We start from the raw sequence: 20,117 nt of genomic DNA, 5'->3' as shown, positions 1-20,117 counted from the left end.
GGGGGTGGAATGTATGAAAGTATTCATTTTAGGAAGTTATGGACCCTCATTGGTGAATTTTCGAGGGGACATGATTAAAGCTATGGTTGATAATGGCCATGAAGTAGTAGCGTGTGCTCCAAATGATAACGGAGATATCGAGGAAAAAGTATTAAAACTAGGTGCAAAATATCTTCCAATTAGAATGAACAGGACCGGTATGAATCCTCTGAAAGATGTTGTTCTAGTTTTGGATATTATTCGACTACTCCGTCTTGAAAAGCCAGATGTTTTTCTATCATATACAATAAAGCCCAATATTTATGGTAGTTTGGCGGCCTATTTGAGTGGCGTAAAAAACATTTATGGACTTATGACTGGTGCAGGGTCTGTTATTCGTGGGAGTTCTTTAAAGTTAAGAATGATACAAAAGGTATTGGTACCTATATATAAACTGGCTTTTAAAAAATGTAAAGCTTTATTCTTTTTAAATGACGATGATTTAGAGTTGTTTAAGAAAAGAAAAATTGTTGATAAACAAAAGGTTATTATAATAGGAAGTTCGGGAATAAATCTAAGTTTATTTAATAAAAGGCCTTTAAGAAATTCGGATACTTTTCTATTTATTGCTAGGTTAATAAGAGACAAAGGTATTTATGAATTTCTAAACGCTGCAAAAATTGCAAAAGAAAAACGACCAACTATGAAATTTAAAATTCTTGGTCCATTTGATACAAATCCAACAGCAGTCTCCCCCGAAGAACTGAAAAAATGGACAGATGAAGGTATTGTAGAATATTTAGGCAAGACTGATGACGTTCGCCCGTTTATCGAGGAAAGTTTTGTAGTCACCCTTCCATCATATCACGAAGGACAAGGTAGAGTGTTGGTTGAAGCTATGGCAATTGGACGGGCAGTTGTTGCAACAAATGTTTCAGGCTGTAGACAGACAGTAGATGACGGGCAAACTGGTTATTTGGTACCTCTTAAGAATTCTGATGTGCTGGCTGAAAAAATGATAGCAATGTATGACAGCCCCGAGATGACTATTAAGATGGCGGAAAAAGGATATAAAAGGGCAACTGATATGTTTGATGTAAATAAAATAAATAATGTTATTTTAGAACACATGGAATTGAAGAACCTAGATAAACAGTACAAGATAATTTAGGAGTGGTAAGTATGACAATCTTTGAAAGAATTGTTACTAGAGATGAGAAAATTTCAATAGTTGGCCTCGGTTATGTAGGAATGCCAATAGCGGTTGCATTTGCAAAAAAGGTTGATGTAATTGGTTTTGATGTTAATAAGGAAAAAATCGATCTATATCAAAATGGTATAGATCCTACAAAAGAAGTGGGAAATGAAGTAATCAAAGATACAACAGTTCAATTTACTTCAGATGAAGCAAGACTTAGGGAAGCAAGGTTTCATATTGTAGCCGTTCCAACACCTGTAAAGGATGATCATACACCTGATTTAACTCCGGTGGAATCCGCTAGCCGTACTTTGGGTAGGAATCTAATAAATGGTTCGATAGTTGTCTTTGAATCTACAGTCTATCCAGGTGTAACTGAAGATATTTGTGTACCAATATTAGAAAAAGAGTCAGGATTGAAATGCGGTGTTGATTTTAAAGTTGGTTATTCACCCGAAAGAATTAATCCTGGAGACAAAATTCATAGATTAGAGACCATTATAAAAGTCGTATCAGGGCAAGATAAAGAAACTTTAGATACTATTGCCAAAGTATATGAATTAGTGGTTGAAGCTGGTGTGCATAAAGCAACAAGTATTAAAGTGGCTGAAGCTGCAAAGGTTATTGAGAATTCACAACGTGATATCAATATCGCTTTTATGAATGAGCTATCTATAATATTTAATAAAATGGGAATAGACACAAAAGAAGTTCTTGAAGCAGCAGGAACCAAATGGAACTTTCTCAATTTCTCTCCAGGGCTAGTCGGAGGTCACTGTATAGGGGTTGATCCTTACTATCTAACGTATAAAGCAGAGCAAATGGGTTACCATTCCCAAATCATTCTTTCGGGAAGGAAAATAAATGATGATATGGGTAAATATATAGCTGAAAGCACAGTTAAGAAGATGATTAAGGCAAATAAACAAATAAATGATGCAAAAGTAGCTATTTTTGGTGTTACATTCAAAGAGAATACTCCTGATGTACGAAATACTAAAGTAGTAGATGTCATTAAAGAATTAGAAGAGTACGGAATAGAAGTCAAAGTTGTGGACCCTTCAGCAGATAAAGAAGATTTATGGAATGAATATAGAATTAATCTATACGAAATTGAAGATATAAAAGAAATGGACGCAGTTATCTTTGCAGTTCCACACGAGGAGTTTAGAGCAATTAGTTTGGAAGATGTATTAGCAATGTTCGGGTCCTCAGATTATATTAATTCTGTAGTAATGGCTGAAATTGCTGCCACATCGGAGAATGTATTAGAAAAACTTGATAGAAATAATAACCGTGTATTGATTGATATCAAAGGAATTTTTGATAGAAAAGAAGCTGAAAATGCTGGTCTATTATATTGGAGGTTATAAAGTTGGGATATGAAAGTATTAGGTTTTCAGAGAAAACTAGATTTTTAGTGACTGGATCAGCTGGTTTTATTGGTACTAATTTAGTAGAGGCTATACTTAATTTGGGCTATCAAGTTAGAGGGCTTGATAACCTTTCAACTGGGAAAAAGGAAAACATTGAAGAGTTTATCGATAACCCTAATTATGAATTTATTGAGGGGAATATACGCGATTTTGAAACATGTATGAAAGCCTGTAAAGGTGTCGATTTTGTTTTACATCAAGCAGCATGGGGAAGTGTTCCAAGAAGTATAGAGATGCCATTGTTATATGAACAAATTAACATAAGAGGTACTTTAAACATGATGGAAGCAGCGAGGCAAAATAGTGTTAAGAAATTTGTCTATGCATCAAGCTCATCGGTGTACGGGGATGAACCGAACCTTCCCAAAAAGGAAGGAAGAGAAGGTAACGTTTTATCACCATATTCTCTTACTAAAAAAGTAGTTGAGGAGTATGGGATGCTATATTCCAAATTATATGGCCTTGATACCTACGGGTTACGCTATTTCAATGTATTTGGTAGAAGACAAGATCCCCATGGTGCATATGCGGCCGTTATTCCAAAATTTATAAAGCAGTTGCTTAATAATGAACAACCTACAATAAATGGTGATGGAAAGCAAAGCCGTGACTTTACTTACATTGAGAATGTAATTGAAGCAAATTTGAAAGCATGTAAAGCAGCTCATAAAGCTGCAGGACAAGCTTACAACATAGCTTATGGCGGAAGAGAATTTCTTATTGATATCTATACTCAATTGTTAAGCGCATTAGGTAAAGATATTCAACCGATATTTGGACCAGAGAGAAAAGGTGATATTAAGCATAGTAATGCTGATATTAGTAAGGCGAAAGAGATGCTGGAATATAATCCAGAATGGAGTTTTGAAAGAGGAATTCAAGCTGCCATTGAGTGGTATAAGGAGAATCTATAGTTATGAAGGCATTATTTGTTCATGATCATAAATTTCCACATAGGGATGGAGTTTATTACCATTCATATGGATTTGATGACGAATTTTTCAACAGGTATTTGCTAGTATTTAACGAATTAGAAATAGTCGGACGAGATGCTGAAATCTCTTTAGAAGAATCAAAGAACATTCCAAGGGTTAACAATAATATCAAGTTTCTAAATGTGAAAAGTTTTGGCCAACTCAGATTACTTAAAGTACGAGAAGCTATAGATAAAAAAATTGCTAGTAGTGACTACGTGATAATCAGATTACCTAGTATTTTAGGATTATATGCGTTAAGAAGTACTAAGAAATTAAACAAGCCATTTCTTGTCGAAGTTGTTGGAAGTGCTTGGGATAGCTTATGGAATCAAAGCACTTCTAAGAAAGTAGTTGCACCAATAATGTCAATTTTGTGTAAAAAGGCAATATCTGACGCACCTTATGTTGTGTATGTGACAGAGCAGTATTTACAAAAAGTCTATCCCACTAATGGTCAAAGTATTTCCTGTTCTAATGTAACTTTACCTAATATAAGTGACTCAATTAATAAACGTTTAGAAAAGATAAAGAGTAAAAATTTGAAAGAGAAATTGGTAGTAGGCACTTGTGCTACTCTAAACATCTATAAAGGGCAGCAAGATGTTATTAAAGCTATATCAGATCTAAAATCTCAAGGGTATAACATAGAATATCAATTAGTAGGTGGGGGGGATCAGAACTCCCTAAAATCTATCGCTAATAGTTATGGAGTGGCTGATTCGGTAAAGTTTTTAGGTAAACTAAATCATAATGATGTATTTTTATGGTTAGATGAAATAGATATCTATATTCAATCTAGTTTAACAGAGGGTTTACCAAGAGCTGTTATAGAGGCAATGAGTAGAGGTTGTCCAATTGTGGGATCAAACGCTGGAGGCATTCCAGAATTAATAGATGACGAGTTTGTTTTTAAAAAAGGTAACGTTGATAGTTTTTGCACAGTTTTTAAAAATTTCACACCGGATCTTATGGTAGAACAAGCCATAAAAAATCATAATAATTCGAAAGGATATTTAAAATCAGAATTATATAATCGAAGAACAAAATTTTTAAAAAAATTTGTGGAAGAATCTGCGAATTTAAAAAGAGGGAATTGAAAGTGAAGTATTTAAAATTTTTAGTGAGTTTTTTTGGCCGAGATATTCCAATTCATTTGATTAACTTATTTACTGCTTTGCTCCCAAATCATATTGTGACTAATAGAATAAGAGGAGGCCTTATAGGGCTATTTTTAGGGAGTTGTGGGAAAAGGCTTCAAATTGGAAAAGGCGTTATCATCAATAATCCCGGAAGTATTTTCATAGGGAATGACTGTTACATTTCACATTATTGTTATGTTCAAGGTAAGGGTAGAATTGAATTTGGTGATAATGTAATTATCGGCCCGATGTCTGTTATTGCAAGCAGTAATCACTTAATTAAAGATGGTAAAGTGCTCAATAAAGGAATTAGTGCACCTATAAGTATTGGTCATGGTACGTGGTGTGGTGGTCACGTTGTAATCGTATCAGGAGTTACTATTGGTAAATCAAGTATTGTAGCTGCTGGAGCCGTTGTGACAAAAGATATCGTGGCAGGTGGTAAAGTTGCAGGTATACCAGCTAAGATGATTCAACCAAGAATTTAACCTATTTATATAAACTAATTTTTTGACAACTTTTAATCATCTTATGGATGCTACTTAAATTAAATTTGGATCAGTTAAATTTATATTGACTTTGAACATTAAAGACAAAAGACATGAATAAGCAATGGTTTAAAAAGTTGATAATACTAGAAGAATGTGGGTACTATGAAACTTATTAAAAATCTTTCATGGATATTTTTTGCAAATGCATTTGTCGCACTTGCTAAATGGGTAATGGTTATATTAATTGCAAAGACATTAACACCAATAGAGGTTGGTATATATTCCTTAGGGTTTGCAGTAGCAGCACCAATTTCCCTTTTTGCTAATATGAAATTAAGGTCTTTGTATATTACTGGTACTACAGATGACCTCAGTGATTACATCGTGACACGAAGACTATTTAGTATAACTGCTCTATTGATAATGGTGATTATTGGGGCTTTTGTTTATCCACAATATACTATAGTAATAATACTTGTAGGAATATCTAAAATTCTAGATTTAGATTCCGATTTATACTATTCAGTTCCACATAAATATAACAATCTCAACTTAGTAGGTAAGTTAATGATTGGTAAACAAACAATATTACTACTAATATTTGCTTGTTTCTTAATAATTTTTAGGGATTTAACGATTGCCTTATTATCTCAAATAATTTTACAGTTATTTTTTCTTTTAATGGTAGAAAGAAACATCATTTTATACAAATATAAAACTAACACAAAAAATTCTAGTTGGCTGGGTATAAAGGGACTAATATTATTAGGATTACCATTAGGTCTTGTACAGATGATTGTTTCGATAAATACAAATTACACTAGATATGTCTTAGAGTATTTGGAAGACCCAGAGGTCTTGGGTTATTACTCAGCTATAATCTATCTCGCCAATATTGCTAACCTTTTTATGACTTCTATTACACAAGTGCTTTTGCCTAAGTTATCGTCATTTTATAAAAATAAGCAAATATTATTATTCAAAAAATATATTTTTATTTATTTACCTTTATTATCTTTCCTAATTGGAATTTGGATAATGGGCTTTGCAATATTATTTGGTGAACAATTTTTAAGATTTTTTTATGGTGATAATTACGCAGATTTCCATAATATACTAATTCTTTGTGTGCTTTCAGTTTTAATAAATTTATTTGTTTTTAATTTCGATAATGCAATGATGGCTATGAGATATATCAGTATACAACCAAAGATTAACCTTCTTAACTTATTTCTAACAATTATTGGAGGTTATTGGTTCGTCTCAACATATGGTATTAAGGGAGCAGCAATTACTTTGATAATAAGTGCCATCTTTCAGTTATTATTACGAGTATACTTTATAACTAAAAAGATCAACTCAATTAATTAAATTAAAAATTAAACTGAAATTTAGCTTCAGGGGGATATAATTTTGTATTTGAGCAAAAAAATAGATATTTTTATATCTATAATAGTTTTTACATTATCAACAATGATATCTGTATTTGTCGCTTATAATGTTGCACACCCGGGTTATAGAAATTTGTTTTTATTACCACTAATATACGGCGTTGTGTATGTGATATTTATATCACCTATTAGGAGAAGGTTAAATAATATTTTTATCCATGTATTTATTGCAGTAAGTTTTACGAGATATGTTATCCTACCTCTGTTAATCACTATGACAAAATATTATGGAGGAAGGTCCACAATACCACCTTTAAGTGAATCTTTTCATAGCGCTATATATCTTATGAGTTATGAATTGATTATAGTATCATTATTTACCTTTATAATTTTTAAAAACTATAAAAAACCAAGCAATAGACTTAATAAGGTATTAAAACCACCTAGCAGTATTTTTATATATATTTTATTTATTAGTCTATCATTTGGAATGACTACATTATTCCCACAGGCATTAAAAAGCTTTTCATTTTTAAAAGTATCGGATGATTTTAGAGATTTTGGTCAAGGACCACTATTTGTTACGCTCCTTACTTATTGTTTAGTTATAGCAAAATATTTAATATTTATTATTATCTTAAATTTATTAAATAAAAAGTTTACTTCAAGTGGAAATAAATTTTATATTTTCCTTTCATTTTTATTAGTTTTATTTAGTATATCCATTTATTTTGGTGATAACAGGGCAGACTTCATCATTACTGCGATAGCAAGTATTCTATTATTTTTCAAACTATATCCTCAGGTTATAAAACGTTCATTAATACCATTTTTACTAAGTATACTTCTTGTTACTTCATTTATTAATGATCAACGTAATCATGCAAGTCTATCCGGTGGAGAAGATAAATTATTAGATGTAACAAGTACTTTACAAATTTATTTAGGCGGGCCATATAATGTTGCAATTGCAATTGAGGCTGCTCACCTAAATGAAGGAGAAAGAAAGCTATGGCACTTGGGGCATGAATTATTAAGGCCAGTCTTAGGTCTAAATTTAATATTAAAAGAAATTGATATAAAACCAAGCTCTACATTTTTTAATGAACGGATTTTTTTTAGTGACCATGTATCTCAAATTATACCTATTATAGGACAAGGCTATTTTTATTTAGGCTTTTTATTCTCACCAATAATAATGATTTTATATTTACTGTTAGTTAAATATTTTATAAAGATTCAAGATAATCATAATAGAATTGATATGTACTTCTTTTTAAGCATACCGATTGCAAGAATAGGTTTTGCAATGGGGCAAAATGGTTCAATACTTGCAAATGATATATCTTTCTTCTTATTATTATTTATAATAATTTACTACATTAATAATAGGTTAAAAGTAAAATAGTCAGGAGGCTGAGACAAAACACTCCTCTAAAAACAAACAAAGCCAGTAAAATTTTACGAGAAGTAAAATTTCACTGGCTTTGTTTTTCTTCATCAAAAAATTAGTTTGTCCGTTAGAGGAAGAAATGACGCTTACCCGCATTTTGTTGCTCAAGTTAAGAAACAAGTTTTTCTAATTGTTTTTTTCGACATCTTTGACGGGTTGCCTGTTGACGGCGGAGTTCATGGATGAAAGTGGTGCATAGGATGACATCATCCCGAATGCCATTGGATGGGGTGATGCCATGCCTCAATGATGGATTATTTTTGATGCTAGCAAGCTTGTTAGGCTGTTAGGTTTATAGACTTAATGTCTCATTGATAAGTTTTGAAATGCTACTTCTAGTTTACTTTCTTGCAATCCATTTAAAGTTTCATTTACGCCTGTATGTAACTCATTACATCTAATTCCTTCATTACAAATCACCTCATAGTTCACGTACAAACATTGCACATATTGAATTGGAAATATATATTTATATTGTCATTTAATACGAGAATAGTTCTGGTTAAAAAAGGTAGTCTGGAGGAGTTATTTTTTGTCCTGTTGCACAGATCATTCGGTGCAATATAAATGAAGAGTTATATGTAAGCTAAAGGAAAACCCGAACAAGTTCGGATTTTCCTATCTGATTTAGGGGGGAATTGACAATTGCGATAGGTAAATGTTTTGTTGTGTCCTTGCATAGTTAAGATACGTTTTTTACACCGGCACCTCCACCCCCAACAAAGGAGGATACTGCTGACACCCAAATATATCTCCTTCACCTGGACTACCACTCGGGGCGGTTCTGCTGATTGTAAATTTAATGGCGTAGGCAGGGTCAAACTCTACTAAATCAGTGATGCGATCTTTGTTGATATGGAAGAGTGCGGCAATGCTTTCTTTGTTTATTACACCGCTTTTTTTGACTAAATCATAGTTTTCTTGTTCTCGAAAAATAATGTCAAATGTGATGCGATCGGTTCCTGCGTTTTTACTTCGAATGGTCTTGGCTAATTCGCCTAAGGGTATTGTGTTCATGTTATTCACTCCTCATTACACTTTAATGGTTTCTTGTATTGTTTCAATGTTTAGTTTGAAAAGGGACATAGGGTCTTTAACTGGTAAAGTATGATTAATGGTCCACGAATAAGAAGCGGTGGAAGGAAGGACCTCGTCTACAATAAATGCAGCTGTACCAGCCGTTCCCTTTACTTCTGGTAAGCGTGCGTAGAAGATTTGTCTTGTGCCCATGAGTGTAATCGCTTCGGCTAGTTCTTTTGTGTCTGCTATCCCTTCGACTACAATGCCGAGTTCGTGTGATTGAATATCTCGAATAGGTTCCATTTCACCCATCACACCATTTTTGCCGAATATACGGTAGTTCAGATGATAGTTTGTAGTTGGGAATTCTTCTTTTACTTGTTCTTTGCTTAACTGTATGACTTTATCAATATGTTGAATGGTATAGGGGTCACGAACTCCTGCGATGCCAATATATTTTTCGCCGACTTTACCAGAGCCTTCTATTTTTATTTTTGTGTCTCCCTGAATAGGTATATATTTTTGTCCTGTAATTCTTGTTGTCTTTTCATCATATTGTTCGTACTTGCAATGGGTCATGTCAAGCATACCCCCGGCAAAGTATTCAAAATAAGGATTTGACCTCTCATACATTGCATGGCCCGCAACGCTAGCAATGGTACATTTTTGATGTGGTGCCATTGCAGTAACCTTTACATCATTATGTGTAATCGTACCAATTACACTTTCTTTAGCGCCGTAAGGTTCTGCACAAAATGAGGCACATTCGAGAACTTTACCTAAATAATAGGCATGTTCCTCTGGAAATCCTTCAAAAATAGCTGGGGCTGCGAAAACAGCGCAATCGCTTGAGCGACCACCTATAATAACATCTGCCCCCATTTCTAAAGCTTTTATATAAGGGTGGATGCCTGCTACCGCTACCGCCCTAGTTGTCTTTTCAACATCTACTTTTGTTAAATCCTCTCGATTATCTAAACCTTCTATTCGAGTACCTTCTTTGATTCTGTCAGCTAAATATACAGTGTCTACATCAGAGTAGAAATAGGCAATCTTGAAAGGTGGAAGTTGATGTTCCTTAGCTAAATCCTTTATGATCTCTACATATAAATCTACTCTGCTTTTCGTGCCGCAATCACCCGCAGAACCGACAATCATTGGTACATTTTGTTCACGTGAGGCGAGCAACATTAGTTCAAGATCATGCTTTTGCCATTGGTACATACTTACTGATCGGTCTGCACCTAAAGCGGCAGCTCCAATATCGTCGCTTCCTGAATCGCAACAATAATAATCAGGTTTTGTAGCAGCTGCAATACGAAAGCTCTCCTCTTTTGTTGGGGCAAATCCTAAATGTCCATTCGGACTAACGATTCTTAATTGTTCTTTTGTCATAAAGATTCCTCCTTGTGCTAAGTTGTTATAACCACTTAATACAATATAATACACTGATAAAATTATTTGTCAATTCAGAATTTAATTAACAAATAAAAAAAGCCAACAAAAAAGTTGGCTAGGCAGGTTTCACAGTTTTCTTTTTATAAAAAAGCGATATTGGTCACCACGATAGAAGGCTTCCCTATATTCTAAAGGATAAGCATCTTTATACATGATAGAAGTTACTTGGAAAATGGGCCAACCTTCTTCAATTTGCATTGTAGATGCAAGTTCCTTATTTGCTGTATGTGCTTCAAATGTTTGTTCTAAGTGAGTTGGCTGATATGTATTTGTTAAAGGGTAGAGATCCAATGTTGAAAAAGGTTTACCTTGTGTTTCCATTGCTTGTGCATTTGGTATGATGGATTGCCCGACAGGTATAGAAAAATAACTATTATAATAGACCATTGGTTGTTCATCACCGTATCCGATGAGCTGAAGATTACTTACATAATCGGTCGGTTGAAGATTAAGTATTTTAGCCATTTGGACAGAACTGAGTACTTGTTTGTTTGCTAATATTTTGGTTGAAGCAATGACCCCTTGTTGTTCTAACATTTGTTGAAAACTATTGATTTGCTCTAAAGGTTGTTGTAACTTGGTTTTTCGTGAAATAAAAGTGCCCACTCCATGTGTTCTATAAAGAATACCTTGGTCTTCTAATTGTTTAATAGCTTGACGAATGGTAATGCGGCTTACAGCAAAAAGATCGCAAAGTTCCCTTTCGGAAGGGAGTTTTTTACCGGCCTGCCAAGTTTCTTCATTTACTTTTTCTTGAATAAGCTGTGCAACTTGTTCGTAGAGTGGTGTAGAACTATGACGATTAAGCATTTTTAACACCTTCCTGATCCAACTTAGTTTATGTGATTATAACATCTAAAGGGAAATAACTACCATATTTTAATAAGATTTAGAAACTTCTGAATACTTATTGAAAAAATAAAAATACCTGCTATAATATCAAATAAATTGATATAACCACTTATGACAAATTGGGGAAAGAGGGATGTTAATGCCTGCTGCTTTATGGATACTATTAGCATTATTAGTCTTTGTAGCTGTATTTTTCGTGGTTTTCAAGCGACCTATGTATGAAATAATGGCCCTTACCTTTGTTTTTATCATTGCGATTACAGGACAGTGGAATAAGTTTTTAGAGTATTTATTGTATCCCTCCACAAGTAGTTTATTTTATGTGATCTTTGCTTTTATGGTCATTGCTGTACTTTTCGATGCAACAAATGTTGTTAATAGAATTGTGCAGATTATAATTTCCTTAGTTGGAAGATTTAGAGGAGGAGCAGGCTATGTTGCCTTATTAGGTAGTACATTTATGGCATCATTGTCGGGGACAGGTCCAGGTAATGTTGCAACAACCGGTGTATTTACGATTCCTATGATGAAAAGGACAGGGTTTCCTCCACATTTTGCAGCAACAACAGAGATGTCAGCAAGTATGTTAGGTAATATTATCCCTCCAGCTGGAATTATTGTTTTGACATATGGTGTGCTTGAAAAAGTCTCACCTGGTAGTATCACATTAAGTGGATGGATGGTGGCAGCATACAGTATAGGTGTTTGGTTCTTTGTCCAAAGATGGTTAACGTTGTATGTGCTTTGTCGCGTTTATAAAGTACAGCCGATTCCTGCTACAGAAATTCCTTCTTTCAAAAAAAGTTTGAAGTCGGGTTGGGCTACTTTATTCATTCCAATCATCATATTCCTCCCTCTATTCTTAGATGCACAGGCAAAAGATTGGTTATTAGGTAGAATTGGGGAAAGTGGTAGTGGGGCCTATTCTAGTTCGGTATTAATGTTTACCCCTGGTTTAGCTGGAGCTTATGCTGTTTTTATCGGTAGAAAGTCGTTTGCTAAAAGAAAAGAGTTTCTATCAAAAATGTTGTCAACTTTTTCAGGCTCACTTCAACAAGTAGTACCTATTGCGGTTACCATTTATTTTGCTTATGCCACTTCACAGGCTTTCTCTGGAATTGGTGCAGAAAAAGCAATCGAAGAATGGTTTGTTTCATTAGGTTTAAGCATAACGCTCCTTATTATTATTATTCCAATTTTCTTTATGGCTCTTGGTATGGTATTACCTGGAACTGCGCAAGTAGCTATTCTTGGTGGTGCAGTAATTGCTGCCGCCAGTGCACTTGGGGGCGACCCTATTCTATTTGCAGCTTTATTACCAGCTATGACAGGTGCGCTAGAGGGAATGACCCCTCCACTCGCATTAGGCATGTACGTGGCGATGGGGATAGCAAATTCTGATTTTACAAAAACGGTCAAACTCTCAGTAATATGGGTTATTCTTCATTTAATATTGTGTATGATCTTACTAACTGGCATACTACCAATTTTAGGGTTATAGGGGTGATGATATGAGTCTATTTAAAAAGATATATGGAATGATTGCATTGATTACATTAACTTTGGGGTTCATTGTGGCAATCCTTTTTCTAATAGCTATCGTTATGGGTGGGAATCAAGGAGAATTAATAGCCATTTTTGCTGGTATAGTGATGAATTGGTGCATTAAGTTAGCGGCGATAGCAGTATTGTTCGGCATTATTGATATATATATACGAAAAGAACACTCATTAACGATGAAGAGTGAAGGGAAGAAGGAGGAGGAAAAGTTATATATGTGAGGTTTATGGATAATAAGCCTATTAGCAGAGCCAACAAACCATAGGAGATTTTGTCTTTCTTACCTTGATAGTGTAGTAGGAAAGGAATGTTCAAGAATATTTTACAAAAGGCTGCCAACCAGCAGCCTCTTTCACTTTATTCTCAGCAACTGGTATTGTGATGTTTAGATGTTTACCGTAATTTCCTTTACAACTAACACTTTTTTTGTTGCTGAAGCTGCGCTTAGTTGTAATAGTTATTAGTTATAAAAATCGGAGCTGTGTTTGACAAATTTTTTCCTTATTTCCCGAGAAATGATTAATGATGTCGGAATTTGTTTAGAGGTTATTGGCTATTTAGAACATAATATGAGAAATAGTACTTGAAAAGAAGTCATATGGATAGTCCAAAAAATTCTTTAAATCCAGATTTCCCCTCGGTAGTTATAACAATTTCCCTCGAGTTTTCTCTAGATTCTAACCACCCCAATTCGATATATCTTTCAAATAGACCATTCCCTAAAGCGCCGCCTAAATGGTGTGTACGTTCACTCCAGTCCAGACAAGCATGGCAGAAGGAGCGGCGTTTTCTAGATAGAGCAATTAAATCTATTCCTAATTCTTTGAAAAAGTGCTCGCCTTTTGTTGTTATGATAAACCTCTTATTGGATTTCTCAATATATCCTTCTTCTTGCATGATATTGGTTAATGTCACACTCAGACGGCCGGCTAAATGGTCGTAACAAGTTCGGGCGTTTTCTAATCTTTTTAGTTGGCTTGATTGTTTTAAAGAGCGAACTTCAGGTGGAGGGGAGATGGACATAAATATTTCTAGTGTGTTGGCCACTTCCTCGTTTGCTAAGCGGAAATAGCGAAATCGGCCATTTTTTTCACTGATCACGAGATTGTTTTCTACTAGTTTGGCAAGATGAAAGCTGGCTGTCTGGGGTTTAATGGTGGCCATATAGGCTAGTTCGCTTGCTGTATGGAATTTTCCATCCATTAAAGCTGCCAGTATCGTGGCTCTAGATTTTTCAGCAAGTAGGGCTGTTAGTGCCGTAATATTCGGATGTATACTCATTTTTTCACACCTCTGTATTCCATACTTCGATAAGTATCGTATGATATAGGTTTTATAATAATACGAAGAAAACCTATTTACAAGGTAGGTGGGGGTATTGTTTGGGAGGATAATATACATGAAGAAATTCAACTTTTTTACTTTAATTATGTTGACTACAGCACTAATGGGTTCATCTTTTGCGATAGGGAAAATAGGGTTAGGTTACTCATCCCCTTTGTTATTGGCAGGTTTACGCTTTTTTCTAGCTGGTTTAATCATGATGGTGATTGTGTTGATACAGAAGAGAGAGCACCCTCGTAGCATGAAAAATTGGGGGAGAGTGCTATTAATAGGTTCTTTTCAAACAGCTGGGGTCATGGGATGCATATTTATCAGTTTAAGAACGATAACAGCAAGTGAATCTTCTATTTTAACTTTTATGAATCCGCTATTAGTCATTGTTTTTGGCACTATTTTATTGGGTCACCGTTATAAATGGTATCAGTGGAGTGGTGTTGTCTTAGGTTTCGTAGGCGTAGGAATTACATTAGGGGGCATTAATGATTTTAGGGTTGGTCTAGTGTTTGGCGCTTTTTCTGCTGTTTTTTGGGCTATTTCTACTTTATTAGTTAATCGCTGGAGTGGGCGTTTCGATACGTGGGTGCTTTCTGCTTATCAGATGTTGTTTGGTGGCGGCATTCTCCTATTTTTTAGTAGCGTATTTGAAGAACCATTCTTTCATGTGACGAAGCATTCAGTGCTTATTTTGTTATGGCTAAGTATCATGTCCTCTATTGTGCAATTTGCGGTTTGGTATTTCCTTTTACAAAAAGGCAATCCAGGGAGGACGAGTTCCTATTTATTTTTAGCTCCATTCTTTGGTGTTTTGACTGGATACGTCTTGCTTGATGAACCTATTTCTTTTTCGCTTTTAGTTGGGGGTTCATTTATTTTATTAGGCATCTATCTGGTAAATAATAGCTTCAAAAAAGAAGTTGTAGGCGAAACTTCTTTCGTACAAAATAAAACAAAAAGTGGATAATAGATAAACAAAAAGGCCGCCATCCCGAGGCGACCTTTATTCACTCATTCTCTGCAACTATACCCTGAAATATCACTACTACCAAACGCACCATACCGGCCAGATGGCCAAAATACGCCTTGTGTTTGCCCGTTTGCGTCGTGCCCTGTAATATGCATTAATAGGATTTGCCCATCCGTTAGTTGGATGATGCTCCATTTGTTTACACAGGCGGAACCTTTGCTTTGTAGAATGTTTTTGGCGGTTTGTGGATTTTTTAGTAGAGAGTGATATTTGTTGACGGTATAGTGTGATGGTGGTGCTGGTAAGGCAGGTGCTGTTGATCCTTCCTCACCTGCGTTTTCACCTGATTGTCCGTTGCCATTTGTCCCACTACTACCTTCTGATTGCCCGTTTTGTCCGTTTGACTCGTTCGGTTGCGGGATAAGTTCGGTTAGGTCCTCTAAGCTTGGCATACCGCCATTTGATCCAGACCCTCCCTGTCCAGGGAGGATGTCTTGTAAGTTTGGTAAACCTCCACCATTACTGTTGGACCCGTTTTGTCCTGGTAATAATTCTTGTAAGTTTGGCATGCCGCTTCCATTCCCATTTTGTCCTGGTAGGAAATCAGCTGGATTGGGTATACTCCCACCATTATTTTGTCCGGGCATAAAATCCCCTAAGTTTGGCATACCACCGCCGTTATTTGGTGAGCCTTGGCCAGGCATGAAATCATCTAAGTTTGGTGCACCACCTGATGGGGGCCCATCTCCTCCTGTAAAGCCGCCAGCGCCAGGAAATCCTCCTGGTAAGCCGCGAACGTTATGGTTATAGCTCTGAGGTTGATAATAAGGTTGTGGCCCGAATGGACCGTAATAATAATACATACTGTGCCTCCTCATGCAAATCTCCGTATAGTGTCTTCATAATTTATGATGAAATCACCCAATTGTGCTTCGCCAAATAAAAAAATTTTCTATTATAACCATACAAATCATATATTTTCCTTGGATGGTATTCTTTTGAGCATTTATTTTATACAAAGGATGCGTTATCCATGGATAGAAGTTTAAAAACGGGGTGGTAATAGCGAAAACCACTTTATATTCTGAGTAACAGATTGTTCAAAAAGAAAATAAGGTCCCAAAAGGAGAGAAAAATGGCAGGCAAGTAAAAAACACGACCAGCCCTTAATGGTAAAGGGATGGTCGCATTTTGTATCTTATTGACAATAAGGGTGCCACGGCATATATGCACACCAAGGTGGTTTTCCACCAGGTGTTCCGCCGCCTGGATTAGGCATCCCGCCACCGCCGCCAGGTGCACCGCCTCCCGGTTGTCCGGTTGGTCCTCCAGGTGTTCCGCCACCGCCGCCTGCACCACCGGTAACTTCAGGTGGTGGGGTAAATCCTAGTGGTGTTAACCCAGTTAGTTCTGCCTGATTAATCCTCATAAATTCTGGCACATGACTACCAGGGCGATAGACATTTAGCGTCACCACTCCTGTACTAATACCTAATAATTGAGCAACAACCCATCCAAGCCCGGTGATGTGCACTCGAATATATTGATTTTTAAATTGATTAAGATTCTGAATGGCTTCCTCTGGTGACCAAAGAGTGGGTTGTGTTCTATACACATGATAATAATTATATGGATACATACCTAATCTCTCCATTCCATTTTTCTTCAACATAGTGTATGCCTAGATAGCTAGCATGGTGAAGGGAGATTTTGCAAGGTGGAATTTTCAGAAAACATTGACAAATAAAGCAAGTCAGCTTAAACTTATGATTTATAAAGTTATAATATTATAATCTGAGGAGTATACATATATGGAAATTAATAAAGATTCACATCTCCCATTATATCGCCAAGTGGAGCAGGTGTTGGAGTATAAAATAAGTTCAGGTCAGTGGGATGAAGGTTTTCAATTGCCCACTGAACAGGAGTTGGCTACATTATTTAATATTAGTACGATAACAGTAAAGAGGGCAATTATTGAGCTGGTCAATAAAGGCTTTTTGATGAGACAACGAGGGAAAGGGACATTTGTTTTAGGAAAAAGAAAAGAACAAGATATTAATCAATTAATCTCGTTAACAACTGACCAATCGGAGTCGCACCCCCATGAGTTGTTACACTTTGCTATAGAGATTGCTTCTAGTGAAATGGTTGAGAAGATGAAGTTGAATCATGGCGATCAGGTGGTAAGAATTGAACGTTTAAAGCTTGTTGATGGTGAACCGATATCACTGGAATATACATATTTACCATATGTTCATTGTCATGGAATAACAAGTGAAGATATTAATAATGATTTAATTTACAACATGCTACGCCATAAGTTTCATATCAATTTAGGAAAAGCTAAGCTTTTTATAAAGCCTTATATAGCTACAGGTAAACAAGCAGAGGTATTAGGTATTTCTGAGAATACAGCCGTATTTGAGTGGGAACGATTTACATACTCTAAGGAAAAGGAAATCGTGGAATACTCAATGTTTTATGTGAGACCGGACAAAGAAACTTATTTTACAGAAGTTGATTTTAATTAATGGAGAGAGACGTTTGCTTGTTTCTTCTCCTTTACCCTATTAAAGTTATAATATCATATTATTATATTTTTATTATTAAATTACTGAATATTTAAAATTAAAAATCTATTATAGGTAATTAGGCAATCTAATTATAAATGAAGTCAATCTAATGATGGGGGTATGGAAGTGATGAAGAAATGGATGGTTATCGTAATCGTTGGACTGTTACTTTTGGTTGCAGGATGTGGTGGTTCGACTGAGTCAAGTGGTGAGGAGAAACAACAGACACTTGTATTAGCTGCATATGGTGGTAGCTATGAACAAAAGATGAAGGAAGTGTTGATTCCTAAATTTGAAAAGGAAAATAATGTGAAAGTGACTTACATTACAGGTAGCTCTGTTGATACGCTATCCAAAATTCAGGCACAAAAGGATAATCCACAAATTGATGTTGTTTTTCTTGATGATGGACCACAGGCACAAGCAAAATCATTCGGGTTATTAGCTCCTTTAGATGAAGAGATCGTTACGAATTTAGCTCATTTATATGATATTGCTAAGGACAAAGATAATATTGGGGTTGGGTTTGGATTTATTACTACAGGTCTTGCATATAACAAAAAGTATTTTGATGAAAATGGCTGGGAACCCCCAACTTCATGGAATGATTTAGCTGATCCTAAGTATAAAGGCAAGGTAGTATTGCCTTCAATTGCGAATACTTATGGCGTTCACACATTATTAATGGCTTCACTTGCCAATGGCGGAAGTATAGAAGACATGGAGCCGGGTTTTGAGAAGATGAAAGAAATCGCGCAAAACACTATTACTTTTGACAAAACAGCCGATGTTTCTAATTACTTCTTACAAGGGCAAGCGGTAGCAAGTGCCTGGGGGAGTAGTCGTGTCCTAACATTACAAGATTCGGGTTTTCCGATTGAATATGTTACCCCGGAAGAAGGGGCGCCAGCCTTAATGGCAACTGTTAGTGTTGTGAAAGATGCCCCAAATCAAGAGTTAGCACAGAAGTTTGTTAATTTCGTTTTAGATGAGGATGCGCAGCAATTATTTGCAGCTGAGTTATTCGATGGCCCAGCTAATAAAGAAGTTGAGTTAGATGAAGAGGTAGCAAGTAAAGTCGTTTACGGCGAAGAAGAGATTGCTAAGCTCATTAAAGTTGATTGGGAAGTAGTGAATAGTAAGCGTGCTGAATGGACAGAGCGTGCGAATAAAGAAATTGAAGTATCACATTAAGGAGGTGAATCAATTATGGGTTACTTGCGGATAAACAATTTAGTGAAAACATTCAATCGTACAGAAGTAGTGAAGGATCTAACCTTAGAAATTAGTAAGGGGGAGTTAATTTCTTTTCTTGGTCCATCTGGATGTGGGAAAACAACGACATTAAATATGATTGCTGGCTTTCTGGATGTCGATGGAGGACGAATAGAGGTAGATGGACAAGCCGTTCATCTGCTTCCTGCTAACAAAAGAGAAATGGGGATGGTATTTCAAAATTATGCGTTATTCCCACATATGACTGTGTTTGACAATATTGCATATGGGCTCAAATTGAGAAAAGTATCAAAGGTAGAAGCAAAAAAAAGAGTGTTAGAAGCATTAGACATGGTTCGGTTAGCTGGCTATGAGAAAAGGTATCCAAAGGAATTATCAGGTGGGCAACAGCAACGGGTATCATTAGCCCGCGCATTAGTAATCAAGCCAAAAGTTTTGTTGCTTGATGAACCTTTAAGTAATCTGGATGCGAAGCTAAGACAAGAAATGCGTGAAGAGATAGTGGATATTCAAAAGCAAGTAGGTATCACGACTATTTTTGTTACACATGACCAAGAAGAGGCCTTAGCCATATCTGATCGGATTGCCGTGATGTATGAAGGGCGAATTGAACAAGTCGATGATCCAATAACCATCTATAATCAACCTAAAACGGACTTTGTCTCTCAATTTATTGGAGAAGTTAATAAAATACAAGGCGTAGTAGTAGGCGGGGAGAATGGGAATGAAAGTAGAGTTAATTTCTATGGAGATGAACAGTTACTTCCTTTCCAACTCCGAACGAATGAGAAACTTGATTTTTTTGTTCGACCAGAAAAAATTGTCATTACTCAAAAACATGAGGGAGAGGGATTTCAATCGATCGTAATGAAGAAAATGTTCTTAGGTGCTAAAACAAGGTATTTCCTTAAAGTAGAAGATAAAGATTTAATTGCAGACATTCCGAATACAGCTTTAAATCCACACTCAATTATAGAAGGCAGTAAAGTGCAAACCTTCTGGCAAGCAGAGGATATCCTGCCTTCTAGGAATGTGAGGTGAGG

The 20,117-nt window shown here is 35.7% G+C and carries 19 protein-coding genes; 13 read left to right on the top strand and 6 right to left on the bottom strand.

Annotated features, from left to right (window positions below):
- The first annotated feature begins 13 nt into the window (after nucleotides 1-13).
- From LCM23_RS09180 to LCM23_RS09150, 7 genes are all read left to right on the top strand, one after another.
- Nucleotides 14-1,150: a glycosyltransferase family 4 protein gene (locus tag LCM23_RS09180; RefSeq protein WP_224936688.1), complete on the top strand. Its 1,137-nt coding sequence runs from the start codon at nucleotides 14-16 to the stop codon at nucleotides 1,148-1,150.
- 11 nt (nucleotides 1,151-1,161) lie between these two features.
- Nucleotides 1,162-2,550 carry a nucleotide sugar dehydrogenase gene (locus tag LCM23_RS09175; protein WP_224936687.1) on the top strand — a complete coding sequence of 463 codons (1,389 nt, stop codon included), beginning with the start codon at nucleotides 1,162-1,164 and terminating at the stop codon, nucleotides 2,548-2,550.
- Nucleotides 2,551-2,552: 2 nt separating this feature from the next.
- Nucleotides 2,553-3,527 (top strand): SDR family oxidoreductase, encoded by a 975-nt coding sequence (locus LCM23_RS09170; protein WP_224936686.1) that lies wholly within the window; start codon nucleotides 2,553-2,555, stop codon nucleotides 3,525-3,527.
- A gap of 2 nt (nucleotides 3,528-3,529) precedes the next feature.
- Nucleotides 3,530-4,687, top strand: coding sequence for a glycosyltransferase family 4 protein (locus LCM23_RS09165; RefSeq protein ID WP_224936685.1), 1,158 nt, complete (start codon nucleotides 3,530-3,532; stop codon nucleotides 4,685-4,687).
- Between the two features lie 2 nt (nucleotides 4,688-4,689).
- Nucleotides 4,690-5,217, top strand: a complete 528-nt coding sequence (locus LCM23_RS09160) for an acyltransferase (RefSeq protein ID WP_224936684.1) — start codon at nucleotides 4,690-4,692, stop codon at nucleotides 5,215-5,217.
- A gap of 165 nt (nucleotides 5,218-5,382) precedes the next feature.
- Nucleotides 5,383-6,591: a lipopolysaccharide biosynthesis protein gene (locus LCM23_RS09155; protein ID WP_224936683.1), complete on the top strand. Its 1,209-nt coding sequence runs from the start codon at nucleotides 5,383-5,385 to the stop codon at nucleotides 6,589-6,591.
- A 42-nt stretch (nucleotides 6,592-6,633) separates the two neighbouring features.
- Nucleotides 6,634-8,019, top strand: coding sequence for an oligosaccharide repeat unit polymerase (locus LCM23_RS09150; protein WP_224936682.1), 1,386 nt, complete (start codon nucleotides 6,634-6,636; stop codon nucleotides 8,017-8,019).
- A 741-nt stretch (nucleotides 8,020-8,760) separates the two neighbouring features.
- On the opposite strand, the gene LCM23_RS09145 is transcribed toward LCM23_RS09150, so the two are convergent.
- The 3 genes from LCM23_RS09145 to LCM23_RS09135 all read right to left on the bottom strand — a co-directional run bounded on the left by LCM23_RS09145 (nucleotide 8,761) and on the right by LCM23_RS09135 (nucleotide 11,352).
- Nucleotides 8,761-9,081 (bottom strand): DUF4387 domain-containing protein, encoded by a 321-nt coding sequence (locus tag LCM23_RS09145; protein ID WP_224936681.1) that lies wholly within the window; start codon nucleotides 9,079-9,081, stop codon nucleotides 8,761-8,763.
- Between the two features lie 15 nt (nucleotides 9,082-9,096).
- Nucleotides 9,097-10,479: an acyclic terpene utilization AtuA family protein gene (locus LCM23_RS09140; RefSeq protein WP_224936680.1), complete on the bottom strand. Its 1,383-nt coding sequence runs from the start codon at nucleotides 10,477-10,479 to the stop codon at nucleotides 9,097-9,099.
- A gap of 129 nt (nucleotides 10,480-10,608) precedes the next feature.
- Nucleotides 10,609-11,352, bottom strand: coding sequence for a GntR family transcriptional regulator (locus LCM23_RS09135; protein WP_224936679.1), 744 nt, complete (start codon nucleotides 11,350-11,352; stop codon nucleotides 10,609-10,611).
- A 181-nt stretch (nucleotides 11,353-11,533) separates the two neighbouring features.
- Between LCM23_RS09135 and LCM23_RS09130 the strand changes: the two genes are divergently transcribed.
- Together LCM23_RS09130 and LCM23_RS09125 are read left to right on the top strand one after the other, a co-directional pair.
- Entirely contained in the window at nucleotides 11,534-12,895 is a 1,362-nt protein-coding gene (locus LCM23_RS09130) for a TRAP transporter large permease subunit (RefSeq protein WP_224936678.1), read from the top strand.
- Nucleotides 12,896-12,905: 10 nt separating this feature from the next.
- Nucleotides 12,906-13,175: a hypothetical protein gene (locus LCM23_RS09125; protein WP_224936677.1), complete on the top strand. Its 270-nt coding sequence runs from the start codon at nucleotides 12,906-12,908 to the stop codon at nucleotides 13,173-13,175.
- Nucleotides 13,176-13,548: 373 nt separating this feature from the next.
- Here the strand turns inward: LCM23_RS09125 and LCM23_RS09120 are convergent, their stop codons facing one another.
- A complete protein-coding gene (locus LCM23_RS09120) occupies nucleotides 13,549-14,235 on the bottom strand; it encodes an ArsR/SmtB family transcription factor (RefSeq protein WP_224936676.1) in 687 nt (228 codons plus the stop codon).
- Nucleotides 14,236-14,353: 118 nt separating this feature from the next.
- On the opposite strand from LCM23_RS09120, the gene LCM23_RS09115 reads away from it, so the two are divergent.
- Nucleotides 14,354-15,259, top strand: a complete 906-nt coding sequence (locus LCM23_RS09115; protein ID WP_224936675.1) for a DMT family transporter — start codon at nucleotides 14,354-14,356, stop codon at nucleotides 15,257-15,259.
- A 44-nt stretch (nucleotides 15,260-15,303) separates the two neighbouring features.
- On the opposite strand, the gene LCM23_RS09110 is transcribed toward LCM23_RS09115, so the two are convergent.
- Nucleotides 15,304-16,125, bottom strand: a complete 822-nt coding sequence (locus tag LCM23_RS09110; protein ID WP_224936674.1) for a hypothetical protein — start codon at nucleotides 16,123-16,125, stop codon at nucleotides 15,304-15,306.
- A 335-nt stretch (nucleotides 16,126-16,460) separates the two neighbouring features.
- Nucleotides 16,461-16,901: a hypothetical protein gene (locus LCM23_RS09105; protein ID WP_224936673.1), complete on the bottom strand. Its 441-nt coding sequence runs from the start codon at nucleotides 16,899-16,901 to the stop codon at nucleotides 16,461-16,463.
- Nucleotides 16,902-17,073: 172 nt separating this feature from the next.
- Between LCM23_RS09105 and LCM23_RS09100 the strand changes: the two genes are divergently transcribed.
- The 3 genes from LCM23_RS09100 (at nucleotide 17,074) to LCM23_RS09090 (ending at nucleotide 20,115) form a co-directional block, all read left to right on the top strand.
- Nucleotides 17,074-17,796, top strand: a complete 723-nt coding sequence (locus tag LCM23_RS09100; RefSeq protein WP_224936672.1) for a GntR family transcriptional regulator — start codon at nucleotides 17,074-17,076, stop codon at nucleotides 17,794-17,796.
- A 171-nt stretch (nucleotides 17,797-17,967) separates the two neighbouring features.
- Complete coding sequence (locus LCM23_RS09095; protein ID WP_224936933.1) at nucleotides 17,968-19,032, top strand: ABC transporter substrate-binding protein; 1,065 nt, start codon at nucleotides 17,968-17,970, stop codon at nucleotides 19,030-19,032.
- Between the two features lie 15 nt (nucleotides 19,033-19,047).
- On the top strand, nucleotides 19,048-20,115 hold the full coding sequence (locus LCM23_RS09090) for an ABC transporter ATP-binding protein (RefSeq protein ID WP_224936671.1): 1,068 nt from the start codon (nucleotides 19,048-19,050) through the stop codon (nucleotides 20,113-20,115).
- The last annotated feature ends 2 nt before the right edge of the window (nucleotides 20,116-20,117 follow it).

The organism is Cytobacillus kochii, assembly GCF_020171845.1.
In the GTDB taxonomy this organism is placed as follows: Bacteria; Bacillota; Bacilli; order Bacillales; family Cytobacillaceae; genus Cytobacillus; species Cytobacillus kochii.
Note: the sequence above shows the minus strand (reverse complement) of the source record. Positions and strands in the feature narration are given on the sequence as shown.